The 15,101-nt window shown below is 70.8% G+C and carries 10 protein-coding genes; 6 read left to right on the top strand and 4 right to left on the bottom strand.

Annotated elements, in window-relative coordinates; all coding sequences use genetic code 11:
* Positions 1-23: 23 nt before the first annotated feature.
* The 4 genes from J2X36_RS09010 to J2X36_RS08995 all read right to left on the bottom strand — a co-directional run bounded on the left by J2X36_RS09010 (position 24) and on the right by J2X36_RS08995 (position 10,574).
* Positions 24-4,928: a malto-oligosyltrehalose synthase gene (locus J2X36_RS09010; RefSeq protein WP_310348560.1), complete on the bottom strand. Its 4,905-nt coding sequence runs from the start codon at positions 4,926-4,928 to the stop codon at positions 24-26.
* 124 nt (positions 4,929-5,052) lie between these two features.
* Complete coding sequence (gene treZ / locus J2X36_RS09005) at positions 5,053-6,855, bottom strand: malto-oligosyltrehalose trehalohydrolase (protein WP_310348558.1); 1,803 nt, start codon at positions 6,853-6,855, stop codon at positions 5,053-5,055.
* Between the two features lie 152 nt (positions 6,856-7,007).
* Entirely contained in the window at positions 7,008-9,113 is a 2,106-nt protein-coding gene (gene glgX, locus J2X36_RS09000; RefSeq protein ID WP_310348556.1) for a glycogen debranching protein GlgX, read from the bottom strand.
* A 39-nt stretch (positions 9,114-9,152) separates the two neighbouring features.
* Complete coding sequence (locus J2X36_RS08995) at positions 9,153-10,574, bottom strand: trehalose-6-phosphate synthase (RefSeq protein ID WP_132249612.1); 1,422 nt, start codon at positions 10,572-10,574, stop codon at positions 9,153-9,155.
* Between the two features lie 421 nt (positions 10,575-10,995).
* Here J2X36_RS08995 and J2X36_RS08990 point away from each other — a divergent pair, with 421 nt between their 5' ends.
* The 6 genes from J2X36_RS08990 to J2X36_RS08965 all read left to right on the top strand — a co-directional run bounded on the left by J2X36_RS08990 (position 10,996) and on the right by J2X36_RS08965 (position 15,098).
* Positions 10,996-11,487 carry a hypothetical protein gene (locus tag J2X36_RS08990; RefSeq protein WP_310348553.1) on the top strand — a complete coding sequence of 164 codons (492 nt, stop codon included), beginning with the start codon at positions 10,996-10,998 and terminating at the stop codon, positions 11,485-11,487.
* Between the two features lie 11 nt (positions 11,488-11,498).
* Positions 11,499-11,909: a phage holin family protein gene (locus J2X36_RS08985; RefSeq protein ID WP_132249616.1), complete on the top strand. Its 411-nt coding sequence runs from the start codon at positions 11,499-11,501 to the stop codon at positions 11,907-11,909.
* Between the two features lie 5 nt (positions 11,910-11,914).
* Positions 11,915-12,295, top strand: a complete 381-nt coding sequence (locus J2X36_RS08980; RefSeq protein WP_132249618.1) for a DUF3618 domain-containing protein — start codon at positions 11,915-11,917, stop codon at positions 12,293-12,295.
* Between the two features lie 62 nt (positions 12,296-12,357).
* On the top strand, positions 12,358-13,254 hold the full coding sequence (locus tag J2X36_RS08975; RefSeq protein ID WP_310348552.1) for a hypothetical protein: 897 nt from the start codon (positions 12,358-12,360) through the stop codon (positions 13,252-13,254).
* Positions 13,255-13,353: 99 nt separating this feature from the next.
* Complete coding sequence (gene pxpB / locus J2X36_RS08970) at positions 13,354-14,085, top strand: 5-oxoprolinase subunit PxpB (protein WP_310348551.1); 732 nt, start codon at positions 13,354-13,356, stop codon at positions 14,083-14,085.
* Positions 14,082-15,098: a biotin-dependent carboxyltransferase family protein gene (locus J2X36_RS08965; protein ID WP_310348550.1), complete on the top strand. Its 1,017-nt coding sequence runs from the start codon at positions 14,082-14,084 to the stop codon at positions 15,096-15,098. Before pxpB ends, J2X36_RS08965 begins: the two co-directional genes overlap by 4 nt.
* The last annotated feature ends 3 nt before the right edge of the window (positions 15,099-15,101 follow it).

Genomic DNA, 15,101 nt, shown 5'->3' with positions numbered 1-15,101 from the left:
GGCGCGAGCCGGCCTGCTTCGCCCTAACCCACGCGCCGCAGGACGGCGCAGGGGAGGTGCGCGAACAGGCGCCCCAGATCGAGCCGGCCGCCCGCGTGACGCTCGCCCGTCAGCAGATCCTGCCACGCCCCCGGCGCGTCGAGCCCCGTGCCGGCGAGCGTCTCGCCGGCCCATGGCCCCTCCCCGATCAGCTTCGAGACGAGGCGTGGGACCGCGACGAGCAGTTCGCCGGCTTCAGCGGTGCCATCGGAACGTGTGAAGGCGATGACATGATCCGCGTGCGCGCCGCTCGCGGCGAGGGGCTCGTAGCCGGCCTCGGCGTAGAAGCCCGCGCGCTCCGCCCTGTCGCGCAGGAGGGCGGCCAGCACGGCCTGCTTCACCTGCCCGTCCTGCCAGTTCGGCAGCAGGTCGGCCGCCGCCCGGCCCGTCTCGAGAGCCACTGCGCGAGCCTTGTAATCCACTGGACGGCGGTTGTCGGGATCGACGAAGGAGAAGTCCCAGAACTCCGTGCCCTGGTAGGTGTCGGGCAGGCCGGGCAGCGTCGCTTTCAGAACCGTGCGCCCGAGGCTCGCGATCATGCCGAGATGGGCGAGGCGCCGTGCGAAGGGGCGGAGCTTCGTGAGGAAGGCCGAGCCCGGTGCGACGATCGCCTCGAACAGGGCGCGCACCGCGCCTTCATACGCCTCGTCGACGTTGACCCAGCTCGACCGGCGCTTGCCCTCGCGCATCGCCTTCTCGGAATAGGCGGTGAGCCGCGCCCGGAAATCCTCGATGGCCTCTGCGTCGTCGCCCTCCAGGAGTTCGAGGGGCCACGCACCGAGGATCGCCTGCAGGAACATCCACTGGTCGTTCGGGTCGGGTGCCGGCTCGTCGTCGAGGCTGCCGAGATGGGGGCCTGCGGCCTCCCGCCAGATGTCCCAGGCGCGGGCCCACTCCTCCGGCAGCTCCGAGAGGGCGAGGAGACGCGTGCGGGCATCCTCGCCGCGCTTGGTGTCGTGGGTCGCCGTGGTGATCATGGCGTTCGGCCAGTCGCGGGCGCGGGCCGCCTGGAGCGCGTGGAAATGCTCCGCGTCGATGCCGTACTCGCCCGGATCGCCGCCGACCTCGTTCAGCCCCAGCAGCATGGCGTAGCGGTAGAAGAGCGTGTCCTCCAGGCTCTTGGCCATCACCGGCCCGGTGAGCTGCTGGAAGCGGCGGCGGAAGCGCAGCACGACGCGCGGGTCCGGCCGGCCCGGCCCCGACGTGTCGACGCGCCCGAGGAGGGCATTGGCGGCGAAATCGTGCACCGAGCGGTCGGGCAGCGCGCTCCAGCGCTTGGCCTTGGCGACCGCCCCCTCGATCAGGCGCACGTCCTCGGATTCCACCTCGCTCTCGTCGAGATCGGGCGGCAGGTAGCTGCGGTAGGTGGGAAAGCGCGCGATGATCTCGATGAGCGCACGGCGGATCGCGTTGAGGGAGAAGTCGCGGGTGCGCCGGTCGGAATCGGCGATCTCCTTGAGATCGGCGGTCAGCACCTCGAGTTCGCTCGCGAAGCTGATCTCCAGGATTTCGGACTTGGCGGCGCGAAGCTGGAAGCCGTAGGGCTCATCGAAGCCCGTCGCCCACTCGTAGAGGCGCTTGATCCTCGCGCGCTTCTCCTTGTCGACCAGGATACCGTCGAGCTGGTTCAGCACGTCGTAGCCGGTGGTCCCTGCGACCGGCCAGGGCCGCAGCCGCTCGCCGGGCTCCAAGATCTTCTCCACCACCACGTAGAAGCCGGGGCCGACCGCCGCCTGAAGCGCCCTCGCGTAGCCGAGCGGATCGGCGAGCCCGTCGATGTGGTCGATGCGCAATCCGTCGATGCGGCCCTCGCGGACGTGCCGGAAGATCGTCTCGTGGGAGCGGTGGAAGATGTCGGACTTCTCGACGCGAAGCCCTGCGAGCGAGTTCACGTCGAAGAAGCGCCGGTAGTTGATGTCGCTGGACGCCACCCGCCAATGCGCGAGGCGGTAGGCTTGGCTCTCCAGAAGCCGGTGCAGCGGCCCGAAGCTCTCTGGATGGCCCTTGAAGCCATTGAGGAGCTTGAGGGTGCGCGTCACCGCGTCGCCGATGGCGGGCGTGCCCCGGACCAGCTTCGCGAGCCGCTGCTTGAGCCCCTCCGCCTCCTCCGGGAAGGCGAGGCGGCGCTCGCGCGTGGTCTCCTCGCCCATGCGGCGCAGCCGCTCGGAGATGGTGAGCAGCTCGGCCGAGGCGTCGTCGCCGACCTCGCCGAGCGCCGCGAGAACCCGGTTGAGGATCGTCGGATAGTTGAGCGGGCGGATCGGGAACTGGTGCTCGTAGTGCCAGACGCTGAAGGCGCCGGCAGCCGCGTCGAATTTCAGCTCCAGCGTCCCCTTCTCCAGGGCCTCGCCGTAGCGATCGCCGAGGAAGGGTATGACGAGGTTGCGGTTCGCCCCCTGTCGCTCCCAGTCGATGTCGAAGGCGTGTGCGAAGGGCGAGAGCGGCCCCCATTCGAGCACCGAGAGCCACCACGGATTGTCCGCGCCACCGACGCCCATATGGTTCGGCACGATATCGACGAGGAGCCTCAACCCGTTGGCACGCAGCGCATCGGACAGGCGCACGAAGCCCGCCTCCCCGCCGAGTTCCGGGTTGATCGCGCCGTGATCGACGATGTCGTAGCCGTGGGTCGAGCCGGGCCGCGCCTTCTGCAGCGGCGAGGCGTAGACGTGGCTGATGCCGAGCCGCGCCAGATAGGGCACGATGGCTTCCGCGTCCGCGAAGGTGAAGTCCTTGTGGAATTGCAGGCGATAGGTTGCCCGCGGCGGCTCGGAGGCGAGGCGTGCCGCGCCCGAGCGGGGTCCGCGATCCTCCGCCGAGAGAGAGGCGGCGAGCTTGGCCAGCGGACCGCCGGGCGCCGCGATGGAGTCGAGGTTGCGGTCGAGCTTGCGCCGCCAGTTCGGGTAGCCCTCGGTCGAGCCCGGCACGTTGGCCTGGCTCAGTTCCGAGACCACGTCCTCGTACTGCACGGCCGTCAGCATGGCGGGCGCGCGGGCGAGATAGCGCGCGGCGGCCTCGAAGGGCGCGGCTTCCGGCGGGTCGTAGGAGGCGAGGAGCTGCTCCCCGGCCAGCGCCTCGGTGAGGCGGGCGCGCTCGCTCACGCGCTCCGCGCGCTCGGCATCCGCCCGATCGGAATCGTAGAGGCCGAGGGACTGGCGGGTGTCCGTGTCGACGCCCCGCCACCAGCCGACGAAGGTCGGCAGATCGTGCGTCGTGATGGCCGTGAGCGCGTCGCGGGGATAGGCGTCCGGTGCCTTGAACCGGCCCTCGTGCTCGCGCTCGAAGGCGAGGATGCGGTAGCTCAGGACGCCCGCCTGCATCAGCGCGTCCGAGAAGCCCTCCGGCGCCGTGCCGAGGTCCTCGGCGATGACGAGGCACTTGTTGCGGTGGCTCTCGAGCCGCAGGACCGCGAGCATGGGCTCGAAGGGCATGGCGACGTAGGCGCCCTCGCGCGCGCTCCCCGTCAGCGGGATCAGGTAGAGCCGGGCGAGCTGGAAGGCGTGGTCGATCCGGATCGCTCCGGCGTGGCGCATGTTGGCCCGCACCAGCGCGCGGAAGGCCGCGAGCCCGTCGCGCTCCATTTCCAGGGGATCGAAGGCCGGCAGGCCCCAATCCTGGCCCTTCGGCGCCAAAAGGTCCGGCGGCGCTCCGATCGAGACGCGGTTGGCGAAGCGCTCGGGATGCGACCAGACCTCCGACCCGCCGCGATCGGCGCCGACGGCGAGATCCCGATAGAGGCCGATCCGCATGCCGGCCTTGAGGGCTGCCGCGGACGCCTCCTCCAGCTGCCGGTCGGCGAGATATTGCAGCCAGGCATGGTAGGCCACCTCGTCGGCCTGCGAATCGGCGAAGCTGCGCACGGCTTCGGTCTCAGCGCGGCGATACTCCTCCGGCCAATCCCCGAGCCAGTGGGCGCCCTGCCCCCGGAAATGCTCGGAGAGGGCCTCGAAGACGGCGTGCGAGCGCAGATCCTCGCCGCCCTCCTCCCGGAAGGCGTTGAAGCCGGGGTCCGTCCCGGCGCGAGCGGGCGAATCGGCCCAGAGGGTGCGCAGAACCGGCGAGAGCACCTCCCAGACCCCGGCATGGTCCACGAGGGCGGCGTCGCGAAGGGCCTCGACGCGCTTGCCCTGCTCCGCGAGGAGAGCCTCGGCGCGTGAGCCCTTGAAGCCCGGCAGCGCGCCGGGCTCGATGAAGAGCGTCTCCAGGAACAGGCGGGAGGAGGGCGAATAGGGCGAGATCTTGGTCCGGTCGCTCTCGAACAGAGCGTGGACCGGGCTCAGCCCCAGGAAGGAGGCGCCCCGCAGGCCGGCATCGTTGGCGGCCCGGCCGGCGTCGGCGTAGGTGCCGATGCCGAGATTGCCCGGCGAGCGCAGGCCGTAGAGCTGCGCGGCGAGGCCCCAGTCGCGGGCGCCCTCATCGGCATAGGCCCGCGGGCGCCAGCAGCGCTGGGGTGCCGCGATGACCCAGGAATCGGCGCTCCGCTCGCCGAGCGTCACGGAGAGGTGGTGGTAGCCCGGCGTCAGGGGCGGCAGCTCCAGTGTGGGATCCGACCCACCGAGCGTGACGCGACCCTCGCGCGCCTGTCCGCGCTCGTCGACGAGGCGCCAGACGAGAATCCCGTCGACGAGCGTCCCCTCTCCCGCCTGTACCGGCACCCGATGGCTGCGGCGCGCCTCGACGGGCAGGAGCGGCGGGATCAGGCCGCGGCGCAGGGCTTCGACCCGGCGAAGGCTGCCGGCAATCTCCGCGTCGTCGCCGACGGCGAAGCCGAGGGCATCGAGCAGGCCGGCCCGCGCGTCGAGCGATGTCTCGACCCGCTGCCCGAAAGCGTCGGTGTAGCCCGCCGCGACGCCGACGAGGTCTGCGAGCCGTTCGAGGTTGCCGGTCAAAGTATCAGGTCCATCTCGCGCATCGGAAAATCGGAAGTGCAGGCGTCCGCGCCGTCACCCTCTCCCGAACCGGAGACGATGACACGCCGCGTCCCGTCGGGAGCGGCGAAGACGCTCCCGTCCCTCACGCCTCGCTCCCTCTCAGGAAGATCCCGGTCCAGCCGGGCAGATGCCCGCTCTCGTCCGGGGCGTTCGTCCAGAACACGCGCCCGCCCGCCAAATCGGCCGCGAAGGGCTCCGAGCCGACATTGGCGACGAAGCGGTAGCTGCCGCCCGTGAAGCGCCAAGTGCAATCCACCACGTCTTGCCGCGGAAGCGTGGCGGTCGCGCCGAGGTATCGGGTCTTCGTCAGCGGCACCACGACCTCGCTGCGCAGGGCGAGCAGGCGCGTCGTATCGGCCAGAACCTCGCGGTGCGGCGAGCGCTCGCGCTCGGACCAATCCAGCTTCGAATCCGTGAAGGTCTTCGCCTCGGTCGGGTCCGGGATCACGGAGGTATCGTCGGCGAATGCCGCGAAGCTCTTGAACTCGCGCCGCCTGCCCTCGCGAACCGCCCTGTTCAGGTCCTCGTCCGGTGCGAAATCGACGAAGAACAGGAACGGCGTCGAGGCCGACCATTCCTCCCCCATCCAGAGCATCGGGATCTGCGGCGCGAGCAGGAGGCCCGCTCTGGCGAGCGCGAGACGGTCCGGGGCGGCAAGCTCGCTCAGGCGCTCGCCGAGAGCCCGGTTGCCGACCTGATCGTGGTTCTGCAGGAAGGTCACGAAGGCCGAGGGAGGCAGGTGGCCGGATGGCTCGCCCCGCGGGTGGTTGTCGAGCGTCTTGAAGGGTTCGCCCTGGAAGGCGAAGCCCTCCGAAAGGCATCGGGCGAGGTGCTCCACCGGGCGGTCGCTGAAGCTTTCGTAATAGCCCGCATCCTCGCCCGTCAGCAGCACGTGCCAGCAATGGTGGAGGTCGTCCGCCCATTGCGCGCTGTGCTGGCGGGGCGTGCCGCTGTCGTCGCGCTCCAGCCAGCGCGCCTGGTTCGCCTCGTTCTCGAGAACGAGATGGATATGCCGGTTCGGCAGCCGCTCCCGCACGGTCTCGCCGAGCTCGGCCAGAAAGTGGCGCTCGGAATCGTCGAGGATCGCGTGCACCGCATCGAAGCGCAGCCCGTCGAAATGGTACTCCTCCAGCCAGTAGAGGGCGTTCTGGAGGAAGTACTGGCGGACCACGTGGCCGCTCTCGGCGCCGTCGAAATTGATGCCCGCGCCCCAGGGAGTCTGGTGGCGCTCGGTGAAGAAGGTCTTGGCGTAGGCGTGGAGATAGTTCCCGGCCGGGCCGAAGTGATTGTAGACCGCGTCGAGGAAGACCATCAGGCCGAGGGCGTGCGCCCGGTCGATCAGCCGCTTCAGGTCCTCCGGCCGGCCGTAGGCGGCGTCGGGCGCATAAGGCAGCACCCCGTCGTAGCCCCAGTTGCGGCTGCCCTTGAAGTCGGCGATCGGCAGGAGCTCGATCGCGGTGACGCCGAGATCGCGCAACTCCTCCAGGCGCTTCTCGAGGCCCGCATAGGTGCCCTCCGGCGTCGCGGTGCCGACGTGGACCTCGTAGATCACGGCTTCCTCGAAGGGGCGGCCGGTCCAGGCGCCGTCGCTCCAGGCGAAGGCAGCCGGATCGATCACCTCGCTGAGGCCGGAGACGTCGTCGGGTTGGAAGCGCGAGGCGGGATCCGGCACCACGAGATTGCCATCGACGCGGAAGCCGTAGCGGGCGCCGGCCCGGGCGTCACGCAGCGTCGCCTCGCGCCAGCCCTCCCCCACGTCCGGGAACGCGTGATCGGACCCGTCGGCGACGAGGACGACGTCCTGCGCCGTGGGCGCCCAGAGACGGAAGCGCACGCCGTCCGGGACGATCTCGCTGCCAAAGGCCATCGTGTGGGCGCGCCGCATCAGGCCACCATCCTCGTCTCTCGCAATTGAAGCTGGCGTGTCGGGCTCCGCCTTCCTGAGAAGCTTGCCCCGAGCGGTCTGGTTCCCCGCACCGCAACTAAGGCGTCCGCAACGGTCGGCAACCGTGGCCCGGAATGGTCCAGGCTCAAAATTCAGGCGCCGCCAGTCCCTGCGCCGTTCGGCGCTGCGAGGACGAGGATCGTGCGCGCGGGCAGATCGACGAGGGCTGCCTCCCGGTAGGCAGGATGAGCCTTCGACACGGCGCCGGTCGGCGAAGCCGTGTCGAAGATCGGCCTCCACGGACCGCCGATCGCCGCGCTGAGCTGGAACGCGCAGCCCTCCTCGGCGCCGTTGACGAGGATGAGCAGACGGTCGCCGTGCTCGTGGTCGTTGCCGATCTGCATGCCGAAAGCCTGACGATCCGCGTCGGCCCAATCCTCGGGCTCCATCTCCGAGCCGGTCGGAGCGAGCCAGTGCACGTCACGCAGGGCTTCGTCCGGATCGAGGCGGGCTCCGTCGAGAAAGCTGCGGCGGCGCAGGCCCGGCTGCTCGCGGCGCAGCCGCGTCAGGTTCGCCACGAAGAGGCCGAGATCGGGATCCGGATCCTGCGCCCAGTCCATCCAGCTCGTTGAATTGTCCTGGCAGTAGGCGTTGTTGTTGCCGCCCTGCGTGCGGCCGCGCTCATCGCCCATCAGCAGCATCGGCACGCCCTGCGCGAGGAAGATCGTCGCCAGCATGTTGCGCACCTGCCGGGCGCGGAGGCCCAGGATCTCGGGGTCCTCCGTGGCACCCTCGACGCCGTAATTGCGCGAGACGTTGTGGCCGTGGCCGTCGCGGTTCTCCTCGCCGTTCGCGGCGTTGTGCTTCTCCTCGTAGGCGACGACGTCGGCGAGCGTATAGCCGTCGTGGCTCGCTGCGAAATTGATGCTCGCCAGCGGCGAGCGACCGGAGGGTGCGAAGATCTCCCGCGAGCCCGCGAGCCCCTGCGTGAGTTTCGGCAACTCGCCGCGATCACCCCGCCAGAAGCCGCGCACACTGTCGCGGAACTGGTCGTTCCACTCGCTCCAGCCGCGGGGATAGCCACCGAGCTGGTAGCCGCCCATGCCGATGTCCCAGGGCTCGGCGATGAGCTTCACGCGGGCCAGAACCGGGTCCTGCGCCACCGCCTGGAAGAAGGCGGCGCGGGGGGAGAAGTCGTGCGGCGCGCGGCCGAGCGACGAGGCGAGGTCGAAGCGGAAGCCCGCGACGCCGTAGGCCGTGACCCAGTGGCGGAGCGAATCGAGCACGAGCTGCAGCACGCGCGGGTGCGCCACGTCGAAGGTGTTGCCGCAGCCCGTGCAGTCGATCTCCCGGCGCGGATCCTCCGGGTTCAGCTTGTAGTAGCTCGCGTTGTCGATGCCGCGGAAGGAGAGCGTGGGCCCCGTGTGGTCGGCCTCCGCCGTGTGGTTGTAGACCACGTCGAGGATGGTCTCGATACCGGCCGCGTTCAGCTCCCGGATCGCGGCCTTGAGGCCGGGAATGCCGGCCTCGCCGAGGTAGCGCGGATCGGGCGCGAAATAGTTGAGCGGCGAATAGCCCCAGAAGTTGACGAGACCGCGCTCGACGAGGAAGCGGTCGTCGGCGAAGGCCTGGATCGGCAGGAGCTCCAGCGCGGTGACGCCGAGCTTCCACAGATGCTCGATGATGGCGGGGTGCGCGAGCGCGGCGTAGGTGCCGCGCTCGGCCTCGGGCACGTCCGGATGCATCTCCGTCAGCGCCTTGACGTGCGCCTCGTAGATCACCGTCTCCGAGAGCGGCCGGCGCAGGGGCTGGAGGGCGAGGTCGGACACCTCGGGCGCGGTGACGACCCCCTTGGGCATGTGGAGCGCGCTGTCGCGACGGTCGATCTGGTCGGGCCGCTGCAGGCCGCGGCGGTGGCCGTAGAGCGAATCGTGCCAGTGAATGCGGCCCGAAATCTCCCGCGCATATGGGTCGAGGACGAGCTTGGCCGCGTTGAACCGGTGCCCGGCTGCCGGGTCCCAGGGCCCGTGGACGCGGTATCCGTAGAGCTGCCCCGGCAGCACGCCGCGCAGATATCCGTGCCAGACATCGTCCGTGCGGCAGGGCAGCCGGATCGTGCGGGTCTCGTGCCGCTCGTGCGGCTCGAACAGGCAGAGATCGACCGCGGTGGCGTGCTCGGAGAACAGCGCGAAGTTGACGCCGCGGCCATCGAAATGCGCTCCGAGGGGAGCGGGCACGCCGTCGTCGAGGCCGATCATCGGGGCGCGCTCAGAAGCCAGGCGGCGGCGTGCGCCGGACTATTCCGCCGCCGCAGCGGCCGTCGGCGGCTCGCGCTCGACGGTGCGGAAATTCTCGAGTTCCGAGAGGAAGTTGCGCGCCCACCAATCCACGTCCTCGCGCGTCATCCGCTCGGCCATCGGCCTCCAGCGCTCCAGCCGCTCGCCCCGCGGCATGTAGAGTGCGGTGCGGATCGCCTCCGCGACCTCGAAATGGTCGTACGGGTTGACGAGGATCGCCTCTGGCAATTGGCGTGCCGCGCCCGCGAACTTCGAGAGGACGAGCACGCCCGGATCCTCTTCGCTCTGGGCGACGACGTATTCCTTGGCGACGAGGTTCATGCCATCGCGCATCGGTGTCACGAGGCCGACCCGGGCCGCCCGGTAGAGACCGGCGAGCACGGTGCGGGGATAGGCCTTGGTGACGTACTGGATCGGCGTCCAGGCGGGCTCGCCCAGCGAGCCGTTGATCTCGCCCACCGTCTCGTTCACCTCCCGCGAGAGCTGCTCGTATTCCGGCACCTCGCTGCGGGATTTCGGGGTGATCTGGATGTAGACGACGTTGCCGCGCTGGTCCGGGTTCGAGGCGAAGAAGCGGTTCACCGCCTCCATGCGCTCGGGCACACCCTTCGAGTAGTCGAGACGGTCGACGCCGATCAGCAGCTTGCGGGTGCGCAGCCCCGCGATCGTGTCCCGCACGACCTTGTTGGAGCCGGCCCGCTCGGCCGCCTCCCTGAATCCCGCGACGTCGATGCCGATGGGGAAGGAGCGGATGCGCGTGCGGCGCCCGTCCACCATCAGGGAGCCGCCGCCGAGGGGGATCGCCCGCAGCGTGTCGCAGAGGTTGCGGTGCAGGTTCTGCACGTCCGGGTCGGTCTGCAGGCCGATCAGGTCGTAATCGGCGATGGCGCGCAGGAGGTCGCCGCTCGCGGGCAGTGAGTTGAATACATCGGCGGCGGGCCACGGGATGTGGTGGAAGTAGCCGATCGGGTTGGCGATGCCGAGGCCGCGCAGCTCGGATGCGAGCGGCAGCAGGTGGTAATCGTGCACCCAGATGATGTCGTCGGGCTCGATCAGCTTGGCGAGCTGGCGGGCGAAGATGCGGTTGACCCGGCAATAGCCCGCGTAATCCGAGCGCGAGAAGGCGCCGAGCCCGAGCCGGTAATGCATGATCGGCCACAGCGCCCGGTTGGCGAAGCCGGCGTAGTATTCCCGGTGATCCTGCGGTGAGAGGTCGACGACGGCGTACTGGACGCGGCCCCGGTCGATCAGCGTCGGCTCCTCGGAGGGATCGTCGGCGATGTTGCCGCTCCAGCCGAACCAGAGACCTTCGTAGGCGGTGAACGCTTCCTTCACGGCGACGGCGAGGCCGCCGGCTGCGACCGCCTTGCCGCCCTCTTCGGGGACTGCAACGCGGTTGGATACGATGACAAGGCGTGCCACGAAGCCGGCTCCGGTCCTCAGAACGCGGGCGCGAGGGTGCCCGCGCCCGGCCATAACGTTTCCTCGGGTGAACGCGCGGAAGCCAAGCGCGATCCGTTGGCACTAGCCAAGCGCGATCGGCCCCTTCGGGTCAAGATGCAGTTTTCGCAGGTGCACGAAGAAAGCCGCGGGTCGTCCCGCATCGCCGTCCTCGGATCGCGGCCTCTCTCATGTCCCGTCAAGCCCCGGAATCCAGCCGTGCCGCCAAGCCCGACAATCCTGCCCCGCCCTGCCTGAACGAAGGCTGAGCCGCCATGGCGCAACGGCACGGAGGCCGGCACCGCGGCTGCGACGGCGGCAGGGGGTGCGGCGGAACCGGGGGCGACCGGGGCGGTTACTCAGCCGACACGCCCCTCCGCCCTGCAGTGCTAGGAGTAAGCCCATGGCCGCCAACGCGTCTCCCAATCCATCCGACGGGCCGGCGGGCACGGGCGATCCGGCCGATTGGCGCACCCTGAAGGACGATGTCGAGGACATCCGCGACACCGCGGTCGAGCGCGGCCGCGGCCTCATGGACGCCGCCCGCGCCCAGGCGCAGGAGTACGTCGAGCGCCGCAAGTCCGATGCCGCGCAATCCGTCAACGATCTTGCCCGGACGATCCGGGATTCGAGCAAGACCTTCGACGACCGACCGAACATCAAGGCGTTCTTCGATGGCGCGGCGGAGGGGCTGGAGCAGCTCGGCGGCTCGATCGATGCCCGCAGCTTCTCGGATTTCTACGAGGATGCCGAGGCCTTCGCGCGCCGCGCGCCGGTCGCCGTCGCTGTGGGCACGTTCGTGGCTGGCTTCATCGCGGCCCGGTTCATCAAGTCGTCGAGCCTGCCGGCGGAAAATCGCTTCGGCCGCGATCGGTACGACGGCCGCACCTCCTGAGGGATCGCGAGATGTCGAATGGATCCCATCCGAACGGCGCGCCGACGAGCATCCAGAGCCTCGTCGGCGATGCCCTGCGCGAGACGAACGAGCTCGCGCGCAAGGAGATCGCCCTGTTCCGCGCCGAGATGGCGAGCAACGTGCGCTCCCTCTTCATCGGCCTGGCCTGCCTCGTGGGTGCAGCGGTCTTCGCGGTCGTGGCGCTGCTCGTGCTGATCGACGCGTTCGTCAAATGGCTCGCGACGATCGTCGGCTCGGAATGGCTCTCGGCGCTGATCGTCGGCGGCGTCCTCCTCATCGTCGCGGTGGGTCTGGCGCTCTGGGGCCGGAGCGCGATGTCGCTCTCCACCCTCGCGCCGACCCGCACCACGCGCCAAGTCCGCCAGGATGCCCGCGCCCTGTCTGAGAGGGTTTCCGGATGAGTTCGATGAACGAGCTGGAGCGCGAGATCGAGGAGAGCCGCGCGCGCCTCGACAGCACGATCGACCGCATCCAGAACCGCCTGTCCCCGGCAAGCCTCGTCGACGAGATGCTGGGCAGTGCCCGCCGGACGCCGCTCAACGGCGCCTACGACGGCGCCCTCGAGGCTGTGCGCCGCAATCCCGTGCCGGTGATGCTGATCGCGGCCGGTCTCGGATGGCTCCTCTACCGCATGCAGGACGATGCGGCGCGGGCCGGGCGCCTGCGCCGGGCGCGCCGCTCGGCCGACCGCGTTCCCGTTCTGAATACCGGCGCGGCACGCGTCTACGACCCCGACCTGCCACCCGGCCGGCCGGCCCGCGAACTCGCCGAGGAAACACAGATCTGACGGCGCCTTCGCGCGTCTTGAGCGCGACGCGGCACCGGACACGAGACGAGAGGAGTATCGCCATGAGTGAATCGGGCAATCCCCAGAAGGACGGCCGCAGCCTGCCCGACGACATCGCCGCGGCGGCGGGCATGCCGAGCGGCCCCGGCGCCGCGCGGAGCCAGCACGCCGGCGGAGGCGCCGGCGGGACCACGGGCGGCAACCTCGACCCGCACGCGCAGGCCCAGGATTTCAGCCTGCGCCCCGACTCGACCGGCGCCCACGATCCGCTCGGGGCCGCGCGCACCGATCCCCATGCCAAGCCGCAGGACTTTTCCTTCCGCCCCGATGCCGGGGGGAGCCGCGATCCGGGCGGCCATGCAGGCCTGACCGGTCAGGAGACGCGCTCCGCCGCGGGCGACGCGGCGGGCCGCGCGCAAGGCGCCGCGTCCCAGGCCGCCGGTCAAGCCTCCGACCTCGCGGGACAGGCGCGCGACCGCGCATCGGACTTCGCGAGCGGGGCCGGCGACCGGCTGCGCGGCGCGGCGGACGACGTCCGCGAGCGTGCCTCCGAAGCCTACGACGACGCCCGGACCTGGATCTCCGACATGCAGAGGGACCAGCGCCGCCGCGTCGAGGATCTCGCGGCCCGCGGCCAGGACCGGCTGCGCCAGCACCGCTCCAGCGCGGAGCTCTTCGTGCAGGAGAACCCGCTCCTCGTCGGCGTGGTCGGCTTGGCGGCAGGTCTGCTCCTCGGAGCCCTGCTGCCGCGTACCCGGAGCGAAGACCGCAATCTCGGACCCTACGCGGACGAGTTGCGTGGGCAGGGCCTGCGCTACGCCCGGGATTTCGCCGACCGAGGCCGCGAATTCGTCGAGAACGCCCTCGATCCGGACAATCTCAACGCGACTGCTCAGCGCGCCGGAGTCCAGCCGGGTTCGGATTACCAGGGCGAGGAGCGGGCGGCGCACCGGCTCTGAGAACACATGCCGGGGCAGGATCCTGTCCCCGGAACACCGTGAGCGGCGCGGATCGTGCTAGGATCCGCGCCGCTGACGCCGGCCAATGCCTCGATGCCCTTGACCGAACCCAGCTTCCGCGTCCTCGCCTGCGGCGACACGGCGCTCACGGTCGAGTTCGGAGAGGCGATCGACCCCGCCCTGAATGCGGCCGTGCTCGCGCTGGAGGCCCGGATCCTCGCGGCCCGCCCAGCCGGCCTCGTCGAGACGGTGCCGACCTACCGATCGCTCACGCTCCACATCGATCCCCTCGAGACCAATCCGGCCGCCGTCGAGGAGGCGGTGCGGGAACTCGCGCGCGGTGCCCTCCCCGTCCCGGCGCGGCGACGACTCTGGCGCGTGCCGGTCGTCTACGGCGGCGAGCACGGGATCGACCTCGACGGGGTCGCCGAGCATCACGGCATGCCGGCCCGGGAGGTCGTGGAGCGACATGCCGCCCCTGAATATCGGGTCGTGATGCTCGGGTTCCTGCCGGGCTATGCCTATCTCGCGGGCCTCGATCCTAGGCTCGCCCTGTCCCGCCGCCCGAACCCGCGGCCGGTGACACCCGCCGGCTCGATCTCGATCGGCGGCGCACAGGCGCTCGTCGCCAGCATCGCGGCGCCGAGCGGCTGGCATCTCCTCGGGCGGACCCCGGTACGCAGCTTCGCGCCGGGACGGGAGCCCGTCTTCCTGTTCGAGCCCGGCGACGCGATCCGCTTCATGCCGACCGATCCCTGCCGGTGGGACGCCCTCGACCGGGCCGCCGCCGCGGGCGAGTGGGTGGCGGAACGCGTGGAGCGTGATGCGTGAGCCGCGCCCATCTCCTCGTGCTCGAATGCGGGCCGGCCACCGGCCTGCAGGATGGCGGGCGGCCGGGCTACCAGCGCCAGGGCCTCTCGGGCTCCGGCCCGATGGACCGCCTCGCCCTCGCTGCGGCCAATGCCCTCGTCGGGAACGCGCCGGGCGTGGCGGCCCTCGAACTCGCCCTCACCGGCGCTCGCCTGCGCGCGGCTGGAGGCGGCGTGCGCCTCGCGCTCGCAGGCGCACCCTTCGGGCTCTCGGTCGACGGCGAGGCCGTGGGCGATCACCGCTCGTTCCAGGTGCCGGACGGCGCGACGCTGGTGCTCCGGCCGCCGCGTCGGGGCCTGTTCGCCTATCTCGCGGTGGCCGGCGGCATCCACGTGCCCGAGAGCCTCGGAAGCCGCGCCCTTCATCTCCGGGCGGCACTCGGAGGCCTCGAGGGCCGGAATCTGCGGGCGGGCGACCGCCTGCCCGTCGCGACCTGCACCGACGCGCCGCCGGACCGGGCGCTCGTTCCCGTACCCCTCGACGCCGACGAGCCCGTCCGCGTCGTCCTCGGTCCTCAGGCCGACCATTTCCCGGACGAGGCCGTCGCGGACTTCCTGGCCGCCGCCTACACCGTGTCGAACCGGGCCGACCGGATGGGTTACCAACTCGACGGGCAGACGATCCGCCACGGGGGGCGCGGCTTCAACATCGTCTCCGACGCGACCGTCCCGGGCTCGGTCCAAGTGCCCGGCAGCGGCCTGCCGATCATCCTGATGGCCGACCGCCAGACCACGGGCGGCTACCCGAAGATCGCCACCGTGATCTCGGCGGATCTGCGTCGCGTCGCCCAGCGCCGACCCGGCGAGCCTCTGCGTTTCGCGCCGGTCTCGGTGGATCGTGCGGTCGCCCTCGCCCGCGAGGCGGCGGCGCTGCAGGCCGGTTTGGCGGGGCGACTCGGTCCGGTCACCTCCCGCGAGGAGCGGCTGATGGAGGCGAACCTCGCCGGCGATGCCGTCGATGCCCTCGCGCCCTGACAC

It is taken from the genome of Methylobacterium sp. BE186, from assembly GCF_031457035.1.
Classification (GTDB): domain Bacteria; phylum Pseudomonadota; class Alphaproteobacteria; order Rhizobiales; family Beijerinckiaceae; genus Methylobacterium; species Methylobacterium segetis.
This window is presented reverse-complemented; position numbering and strand designations above follow the sequence as displayed.

What these genes read in the sequence shown, in the direction of transcription:
- treZ (WP_310348558.1), bottom strand. Translation starts at nt 6,855, where the DNA reads ATGCGGCGCGCCCACACGATGGCCTTTGGCAGCGAGATCGTCCCGGAC.
- glgX (WP_310348556.1), bottom strand. Translation starts at nt 9,113, where the DNA reads ATGATCGGCCTCGACGACGGCGTGCCCGCTCCCCTCGGAGCGCATTTC.
- J2X36_RS08990 (WP_310348553.1), top strand. Translation starts at nt 10,996, where the DNA reads ATGGCCGCCAACGCGTCTCCCAATCCATCCGACGGGCCGGCGGGCACG.
- J2X36_RS08985 (WP_132249616.1), top strand. Translation starts at nt 11,499, where the DNA reads ATGTCGAATGGATCCCATCCGAACGGCGCGCCGACGAGCATCCAGAGC.
- J2X36_RS08980 (WP_132249618.1), top strand. Translation starts at nt 11,915, where the DNA reads ATGAACGAGCTGGAGCGCGAGATCGAGGAGAGCCGCGCGCGCCTCGAC.
- J2X36_RS08975 (WP_310348552.1), top strand. Translation starts at nt 12,358, where the DNA reads ATGAGTGAATCGGGCAATCCCCAGAAGGACGGCCGCAGCCTGCCCGAC.